6 protein-coding genes are annotated in these 8,602 nt (G+C 60.7%); 4 read left to right on the plus strand and 2 right to left on the minus strand.

The annotated features are described in order from the left end of the window. Positions 1–45 precede the first annotated feature (45 nt). From AC2TC0_RS15035 to AC2TC0_RS15050, 4 genes are read left to right on the plus strand one after another with little or no spacing between them, the layout of a single operon-like run. Positions 46–1,275, plus strand: coding sequence for a TolC family protein (locus AC2TC0_RS15035; protein ID WP_484718303.1), 1,230 nt, complete (start codon positions 46–48; stop codon positions 1,273–1,275). After that, positions 1,272–2,513, plus strand: a complete 1,242-nt coding sequence (locus AC2TC0_RS15040; RefSeq protein WP_484718304.1) for an efflux RND transporter periplasmic adaptor subunit — start codon at positions 1,272–1,274, stop codon at positions 2,511–2,513. Before AC2TC0_RS15035 ends, AC2TC0_RS15040 begins: the two co-directional genes overlap by 4 nt. Beyond that, complete coding sequence (locus AC2TC0_RS15045) at positions 2,510–5,638, plus strand: efflux RND transporter permease subunit (protein WP_484718305.1); 3,129 nt, start codon at positions 2,510–2,512, stop codon at positions 5,636–5,638. Before AC2TC0_RS15040 ends, AC2TC0_RS15045 begins: the two co-directional genes overlap by 4 nt. A 26-nt stretch (positions 5,639–5,664) precedes the next feature. Continuing rightward, positions 5,665–5,994 carry a copper-binding protein gene (locus AC2TC0_RS15050; protein WP_484718306.1) on the plus strand — a complete coding sequence of 110 codons (330 nt, stop codon included), beginning with the start codon at positions 5,665–5,667 and terminating at the stop codon, positions 5,992–5,994. A 297-nt stretch (positions 5,995–6,291) separates the two neighbouring features. Here AC2TC0_RS15050 and AC2TC0_RS15055 read toward each other — a convergent pair whose 3' ends face one another. Both AC2TC0_RS15055 and AC2TC0_RS15060 read right to left on the minus strand, forming a co-directional pair. Then, positions 6,292–6,816: a helix-turn-helix transcriptional regulator gene (locus AC2TC0_RS15055; RefSeq protein ID WP_484718307.1), complete on the minus strand. Its 525-nt coding sequence runs from the start codon at positions 6,814–6,816 to the stop codon at positions 6,292–6,294. Between the two features lie 546 nt (positions 6,817–7,362). Next, positions 7,363–8,544 carry a tyrosine-type recombinase/integrase gene (locus tag AC2TC0_RS15060; RefSeq protein ID WP_484718309.1) on the minus strand — a complete coding sequence of 394 codons (1,182 nt, stop codon included), beginning with the start codon at positions 8,542–8,544 and terminating at the stop codon, positions 7,363–7,365. Positions 8,545–8,602 lie beyond the last annotated feature (58 nt).

Here is an 8,602-nt window from a genome sequence, read left to right on the forward strand (position 1 = left end):
GCCAGCAGGGAGCATCCTTGCAATTGCTACGCTTGGAGGGTTCTCATGCGACTTACATTCCCATGTCTGGTATTGCTCGTGCTGCCCGCGCAACTTGCGGCCGAGCCTCTGACTTTTGACGCGGCACTCGACCGCGCGCGTCGCGAAGCTCCGAGCGTTTTGGCGCGCAATGCGGGCGTGGAAGCAGCGCAGTCGGCAGCCATTGCCGCCGATCGCCTGCCGGACCCGACACTCGAGCTCGGTATCCGAGACTTCCCGGTCACCGGACCGGACGCCGGACGCTTCAACCGCGACGATTTCACCATGACGACGGTTGGCGTGACCCAAGAGTTCATCAATCCGGCGACGCGTCGTGCACGAGCCACCCGCGCCGGGGCAGATATCGGCATCGCCGAAGCTGATGTCGCGCTAGAGACTCGCAGAGTCAGGCTGGAAACCGCGCTTGCCTGGATCGATCTCTATTATGCCGCGCGCCGCCTGCAACAACTGACGCTGCTCGATGAGAGCCTTGCTGATCTCCAAGCGACTGTAACGGCTCGTCTTGCCTCGGGCAGCGCGCGCCCCTCGCAAGCTCTTGAACCTGAGCAACTGCGTGCGCAGGTCAGCGACCGGCGCAGCGCGCTGGTAGCCGAGATTGCACAGGCACGTGCCCGGCTCGGACGATATACCGGCGATCCGGACGTTTCGGTCGTCGGCGACCCTCCCAGTGTCAACATCGATCGCCAGACATTGCTTGCGCAGCTGGATGATTTGCCGAGCCTTCGAGCGCTCGACGCGCAGACGACGGCGATGGATGCGGATGTCCGGATAGCCCAGGCTGCAAAGCGACCGGATTGGCGGGTGAGCGCGATGTATGGCAGACGCGAACCGCGCTTCGGCGATCTGGTCTCGGTCGGCATTTCAATCGACCTCCCCCTCTTTGCTCGCAGGCGTCAGGATCCCATAATTGCGGCGCGGACACTTGAGCTGGAACGTGCCCGGCTTGAACGCTTGGCTGGCGAGCGCGACGCTCTGGCCGCGCTTGAAGCCGATCTGGCTGAACATGCCATGCATCATGCATTGCTCGTCAATGCACGCGACACCCTGGTGCCCCTGGCGCGACGACGCGCATGGCTGGACTTTGACAGCTACGGTGCCGGCACTGTCGATCTGGGGACGGCCTTGCTCGCGACACTCAGCGTTGCCGAGGCGGAAGTTGACTTGCTCGACCGTGAAGCCGCCGTCGCCCGCGATGCAGTGCGAATTATCATCACTTATTCGGGAGAGCAGCCATGACGGATGCTACACAGCGGGCAGCGCGTTGGCGCGCCGGGATCATGGCAACTGCGCTGATCGCCGGGGCCGGCGGATATTATCTTGGGCAGCGCGGCAGCGAGAGCCCAACTTCCGGTGCGGCGGGCAAGGATGGCTGCGAAGTTCTCTATTATTATGACCCGATGTTTCCCCAGCAGAAGTTCGATCAACCCGGCAAATCGCCGTTCATGGACATGCAACTGGAACCGAAATGTGCGGATGACGGCGCAGGTGGTGCAGGCGAAGCGTCAGGTGTGAGCATCGACCCTTCGGCCATGCAAAATCTCGGCATCCGCGTCGCCGAAGCGAAGATGGACAGTCTGGCTGACACGCTTAGCGTGACCGGCACCATTGAATTCAACGAACGGGACGTGGCAGTCATTCAGGCGCGCTCCGACGGCTTCGTTACCCGCGTCTATGCCCGCGCACCTGGCGACGTGGTGCGCGCGGGTGCGCCAATTGCCGATGTCCAATTGCCCGATTGGGGGAGCGCGCAGACCGAGTTTTTGAGCGTCAGGCGCCTCGACCAACCAGAACTTACATCGGCGGCGCGACAAAGGCTGCGGCTACTGGGCATGTCTGATCGCTTGATCGCCAATGTTGAGCGGACGGGTCGCACCGATGGCACAATGACCATCACCTCGCCGATCTCGGGCGTAATTCAGACGCTCGACGCGCGCGTCGGCGTGACGCTCAGCCAAGGCCAAACGCTCGCGCAAGTGACCGGCCTTGGCACCGTGTGGCTCAACGCCGCGGTCCCCGAGGCGCAATCGGGTGGACTCCGCGTCGGCCAGCGCGTCACCGCGATACTCCCCGCATTTCCCGGCGAGAGCTTTGCCGGGCGGATTATTGCCGTCCTGCCGACCGCACAAATAGACAGCCGCACAGTGACGGCACGTATCGAACTCAACAATCGCGGCGGGCGGCTGCGTCCCGGCATGTTTGCGCAGGTAGATTTGGGGGGCAATGGACCGCCAGCGCTGCTGGTGCCAAGCGAAGCTGTTATTCGTACCGGGACGCGCACGATTGTGATGCTGGCTAAAGGTGATGGCCGCTATCACCCCGCCGAGGTGCAGGCGGGCCGCGAAGGCGGCGGCCAGACGGAGATAATCCGAGGCTTGAGCATCGGAGAGAGGGTGGTTGCCTCGGGGCAATTCCTGCTGGATTCCGAAGCCAGTCTGACTGGTATCGCGATCCGTCCGCTTGAAGGTGCCCAATGATCGCGGCGATCATCCGCTGGTCGGTCAAAGCGCGGGGCCTGATCGTCATGGCAGCGCTTGTGCTGGCTGTCATCGGCATCGGCGCAATGCGCACGACGCCGGTCGATGCTTTGCCCGATCTTTCGGACGTGCAGGTGATCATTCGCACGACCTATCCCGGTCAAGCGCCGCAGATCGTCGAGAACCAGGTTACCTATCCGATCACGACGACGATGCTATCGGTTCCGGGCGCGCGCGCCGTGCGCGGATATTCCTTCGTGGGCGACAGCTTTGTCTATGTCCTGTTCGAAGATGGAACCGATCTCTACTGGGCGCGCAGCCGGGTGCTGGAATATCTGAGCGAGGTGCAAGGCCGCTTGCCGGCGGGTGCCAACGCCTCGCTCGGCCCCGATGCAACCGGCGTGGGCTGGATCTACGAATATGCGCTGGTCGACCGGACCGGACGACACGATCTGGCGCAGCTCCGCAGCATTCAGGACTGGTTTCTGCGCTTTGAACTCAAGGCCGTTCCCGGCGTTGCCGAGGTTGCCAGCATCGGCGGGATGGTCCGGCAATATCAGGTCATCGTCGATCCGCAGAAGCTCGCCTCTTACAGCGTGACCGCGACAGACGTTAGCGAAGCGCTCACGCGCGCCAATCAGGAAACCGGCGGAGCCGTGGTTGAACTGGCCGAGGCTGAGTATGTCGTACGGGCGACGGGCTATCTTGAGACGCTCGATGATTTTCGTGCCGTTCCGGTGCGCAGCGCTGCAGGCGGCATTCCCGTCACCATCGGCGACGTGGCGACTATCCAAATTGGCCCCGATATGCGGCGCGGGATTGCCGAACTCAACGGCGAAGGCGAAGTCGCGGGCGGCGTCATCGTCATGCGCCAGGGCAAAAATGCCCGAGAAGTCATCGAGGGCGTGCGTGCCAAGCTGACCGAATTGAAGTCTAGCCTTCCCCAAGGGGTCGAGATTGTTACGACCTATGACCGCTCGGGCCTGATCGACAGTGCGGTCGAAAATCTGAGCTTCAAGCTGCTCGAAGAATTTGCGATTGTTGCGCTCGTCTGCGTCCTGTTTCTTTGGCACGCCCGTTCGGCGATGGTAGCGATCCTGACGTTGCCATTGGGCATCCTGATCGCCTTCATCGTTATGCGCGTGCAGGGCCTTAACGCCAACATCCTGTCGTTGGGCGGGATCGCTATCGCTATCGGTGCAATGGTTGATGCGGCGGTGGTCATGATCGAAAATGCGCACAAGCATCTCGAACGCTGGGCACATGATAACCCCGATCAAGAGCTCAAAGGCGCTGAGCGCTGGCGTGTCATCACCGATGCAGCAGCCGAGGTCGGCCCGGCACTGTTCCTGAGCCTGCTCATCATCACCTTCTCGTTCATCCCGATCTTCTCGTTGCAGGGCCAGGAAGGGCGGCTATTTGCACCGCTGGCCTTCACCAAGACCTATGCGATGGCCGCAGCTGCCTTACTCTCAATCACATTGGTGCCGGTGCTGATGGGCTGGCTGATCCGGGGCAAGATCCCCGCCGAAGATGCCAACCCGATCAACCGCTTCCTCACGCGCATCTACCGCCCCGCGCTAGATTGGGTGCTGGCCAGACCAAAGCAGGCTCTGGTCATCGCTGGCCTCATCTTTGCCTCTAGCCTGTGGCCAATCAGCCAGACCGGCGGCGAGTTCATGCCGCAGATGAACGAGGGCGATCTGCTCTATATGCCGTCGGCGCTACCCGGTATCTCAACCGCAAAAGCCGCAATGCTCCTTCAGCAGACCGATCGGCTGATCAAGACCGTGCCAGAAGTCGATAGCGTGTTCGGCAAGGCCGGGCGCGCGGATACGGCAACCGACCCTGCTCCGCTCGAAATGTTCGAGACGACAATCCGGTTCAAGCCCGAGAGCGAATGGCGTCCGGGTATGACGCAGGAGAAGCTGATCGAGGAGCTTGACCGAACGGTTCGGGTTCCTGGCCTCGCCAATTTCTGGATACCGCCCATTCGCAATCGGATTGACATGCTGGCAACCGGGATCAAGAGCCCGATTGGCATCAAGGTCTCGGGCGCGAACCTCGACGAGATCGACCGCGTGGCACGCGAAATTGAAACGGTGGCGAAGGATGTGCCGGGGATCAGCTCGGCATTGGCCGAGCGGCTGACCGGTGGCCGTTATATCGACGTTGATATCAATCGCACCGCTGCCGCGCGCTACGGTATGAACATTGCCGATGTTCAGGCCATGGTCTCTGGCGCGATCGGCGGCGAAGTCATCGGTCAGACTGTCGAGGGACTGGCGCGCTATCCGATCAGTGTGCGCTATCCCCGAGAAATCCGGGACAGTGTAGATGAGCTTGTCAATCTTCCGATATTGACCCCATCGCGGGCGCAAATCACCCTTGGCACGGTCGCCGATGTTCGTGTCACCGCCGGGCCGCCGATGCTCAGAAGCGAGAATGGCCGTCCTGCAACATGGGTCTATATCGATGGCCGCGACCGCGCCCTGACCGATATTGTCGGCGATTTGCAGCAAGCGGTTTCTGAGAGGGTCGAACTGCCGCCCGGGATCAGCGTCGCCTATACTGGTCAATTCGAGTTTCTTGAGCGCGCAGCGCAGCGATTGCAGATCGTGGTACCCGCAACCTTACTGATCATTTTTGCGCTGCTCTATGCGACGTTCCGTCGCTGGGACGAAGCTGCATTGATCATGGCCACACTGCCGTTCGCGCTGACCGGCGGAGTGTGGCTGCTCTATCTGCTGGGGTACAGCCAATCGGTTGCTACCGGGGTCGGCTTTATCGCGCTCGCTGGAGTCGCGGCTGAGTTCGGTGTTGTCATGCTGATCTACCTCAAACACGCCTTGGTGGACCATGCCCCTGACGATGTTGAAGCCGCAGTCCGCGAAGGCGCGCTGCTGCGCATTCGACCGAAGGCGATGACTGTCGCAGTAATTCTCGCGGGGTTGTTCCCCATCCTGACCGGCACTGGAACCGGATCGGAAGTCATGAGCCGCATCGCAGCGCCGATGGTAGGCGGGATGCTGACTGCGCCCCTACTTTCGATGCTGATCATTCCCGCTGCGTATTTGCTGATGCGCCGGCGCACCCAGATTAAACACCAAGGAGATTTGAAATGAAGACGTTAGTATCAATTGCAATCCTTGTGACCTTGTCCGTTGCCATCGCGGGTTGTGACAATAACGCCGCCGCCCCCAAAGCGGATGCGTCGGCCGGTCCGATGGGAAAAATGGCGATGCCTGCTGAACCGGTGATGGCAAGTGGAACCGGGACCGTCACCGCGATCGACGCAGCCGAAGGCAGGGTCACACTGAATCATGGCCCGATTGCCGCACTGGAATGGCCTGCAATGGAAATGGGCTTCGCGGTAGAAGCTGACAAACTTGCAGGCATCGATGTTGGCGATGCTGTTTCGTTTGATCTCCAATGGGACGGCCGCGCTGGAACAGTTACCGCCATCACGAAGGATAATTGACCTCCTACCAACACGGCATCGACGCACTTGCCGCGTAGTGGATTGTATCTGATCGCTGTCAACCAGCCACTACGCGACCTTCCTATGCAAATGCGTTCCCCGCAACCCACGGGTCCATTTCGATCGATTTGGAGTCGGTCGATAAGCTGCGCGTGCAAGCGCTGCAGGCATACGGCACCTGTTCGGGCTCTGCCGCGCGGCGATGGTTCATGTTCTCAAGGCGAATTCTTGCATGTGACGCCGATAGTTAAATTAGCACCCAGACTGTCCAATCAACCGAGATGAGTCTGCCCAAGATCAGGCAGCTTCCAGCATCCTAAGCAGCTGGACGAAGTCATGAGACTCCCCGACATGCAACTCAAGAAAGCGATTGGCCTCCTTGACAACCCGCGCCTCGACCACCGCTTCGCGGTCGATTTTCGAAAGGGCGTAGAGCCATTCGGTAACCTCGAGCCAGTCCCATAGCGGGCTGTTCGAGGTGACACGAGCGACGGGATTGGGGAAGCCTGAGCCGCGTTCCGCCTTGGTGTACAGCGAGATTGCCTGCCGGGTGAGCCCCGAGCGTTCCGCGATATCACTTAGGCTCACCAGATAATCAGGTTCGACCCGTTCAATCTTGGCGCCTGTTTTGAGAATTTCCTCGTAAGCGGTTGAAACGGCTTTGGAAAACGACACGGCTTCACGGGCGAATTCGGCGATGATAACGCCCTTCTGGAACGATAGCGTCGCATCGTCGCAACCGGCCTCGAAGAAACGGTCTTCATAGCCGTCCATCTCAGGATCGAGACCGGAGGCGACAATCGTGAACTCATGCGTCTTCATCTCACTCACTCCGCTTGTCCGTGCGGGCACCGCGCCACAACCCGTCGTATAGCCTTGGCATGGTTCTCCGCATTATGCGGCGTGCTCCACACCGAGACCATGCAACCGTCCTGGTCAGCCCAAGCGCAGTAGAGCCGCCCCCAGGCGTGGCCACTGATCGGAATGACCCGCCAGCCCAGCGTTTCCGCATGGGCAACAGCCGCTTCAATCTCCTTGTTCGGATGGCTTGGCCTAGCTATTACCCGGACCTCCATATCTTCTGTATGTTGACGTTTGTCAACGGTGTTTGCGGTGCCGCTTTTGAGGTACCTCGCGCTGCTCCGCTGCGTTCGTCGCTGGCCGAGAAACGCAGCAAGCCATGGTCTGGAATCAGAACCTGCGTCTCATTGGCCTATGTCGATAGGAGCGCGCGCAATTTCGCGTCCCAGGCATCCAGAGCAGTGCGCTTCTCATCGTCATATTTGTAGCGGTTGTAGATCCCCGCGACCCCTGCCCTTGTTCCGCTGATATGGTTGAGCACGCTCTCTGTGACCTCGACCGGGACTCTCAGCGACTGGAGATGGGTTGCCCCAGTTCGACGGATATCGTGCAGCCGCCAGTTTGGAACATCGACGTCCCCCGGATCTCCACCCNCTCTGTGACCTCGACCGGGACTCTCAGCGACTGGAGATGGGTTGCCCCAGTTCGACGGATATCGTGCAGCCGCCAGTTTGGAACATCGACGTCCCCCGGATCTCCACCCTCCTCGATCTGCTTGGCCTTCAGGTAAGCGATCATGTCCTTGTGGAGCGCCGCCCGTCCCTTGAAGAAGCCTGAAACGGGGGTGGTCCCTGTCGTGGTGAACACAAGGCCCTTCCGCTTCGGACCCAGCAGCTTCAGCTCGGCCAACGCCAGGCTCGTCAACGGTATGACGTGTTCCTGATCATTCTTCGCCCGGTCGGCCGGCAAGGTCCATCGACGCGCATCAAGGTCGATTTCGGACCAGTCCATTTCGGCAACTTCCTGACGCCGCTGCATCGTCAGGATCAGCATCCGGACAAAGGGTCCCCATGGCCATCCGGAATTCTCGGTCGCCCTCCACAAGGCGACAACCTCCTCGTCACTCAGCACACGGCGGCGCGACGGGACGGCCTTTGGTGCTTTCATCCCGGCCAGCGGGGAGACTTCGATATCCTGCCGGTCAGTTGCCCAGTTGAACAATTTGCGCAGGAGCGAGTGGATCTCCTTGCGCCGCGCCGGGCGATCGGAATACTCGTCCAGCACCTTAACGATATCAGCGCGGGTGATCTCATGGACGGGGCGGTTGCCCCAGCGCGGAATAAACACGTTGTTGATCGTGCATTGCGCAGAGCCCCACGTCCCCCGCCAGTTCGGCTTGAGATAAAGCTCGACGAACCTTTCGCTGTAGGTCCTAAAGTTCAGCGTTTCCTTTTTCCGCTTCGCTTCGCGCTTGGCTTCGACCGGATCGATACCTTGATAGACCTGGACCAGCAGCCGCTCGGCTTCCTTGCGCGCTGTCGCAGGCGTCCAGGGGCTTCCGACGGGCCCAATTGTCTTGCGTCGGGCAGGCCCGCCGTCGACCCGGTACTGGAACACAAAGGACTGTGCTCCCCTTGGGGTGATGCGAAGTCCGAAGCCCTTTAGCCGGGGGTCCCACACGTAAATGTCGCGATGTGGGTCCGGTGTGACCGACTGGATTGTTCGCAGTGTGATTGACTGATTCGGCATGATCTGACGCTCGTCCACGTAATCGCCACGTAATCAGATGTCGGGATTACGATGGCGT

This window comes from Sphingopyxis sp. sgz302558 (genome assembly GCF_057220455.1).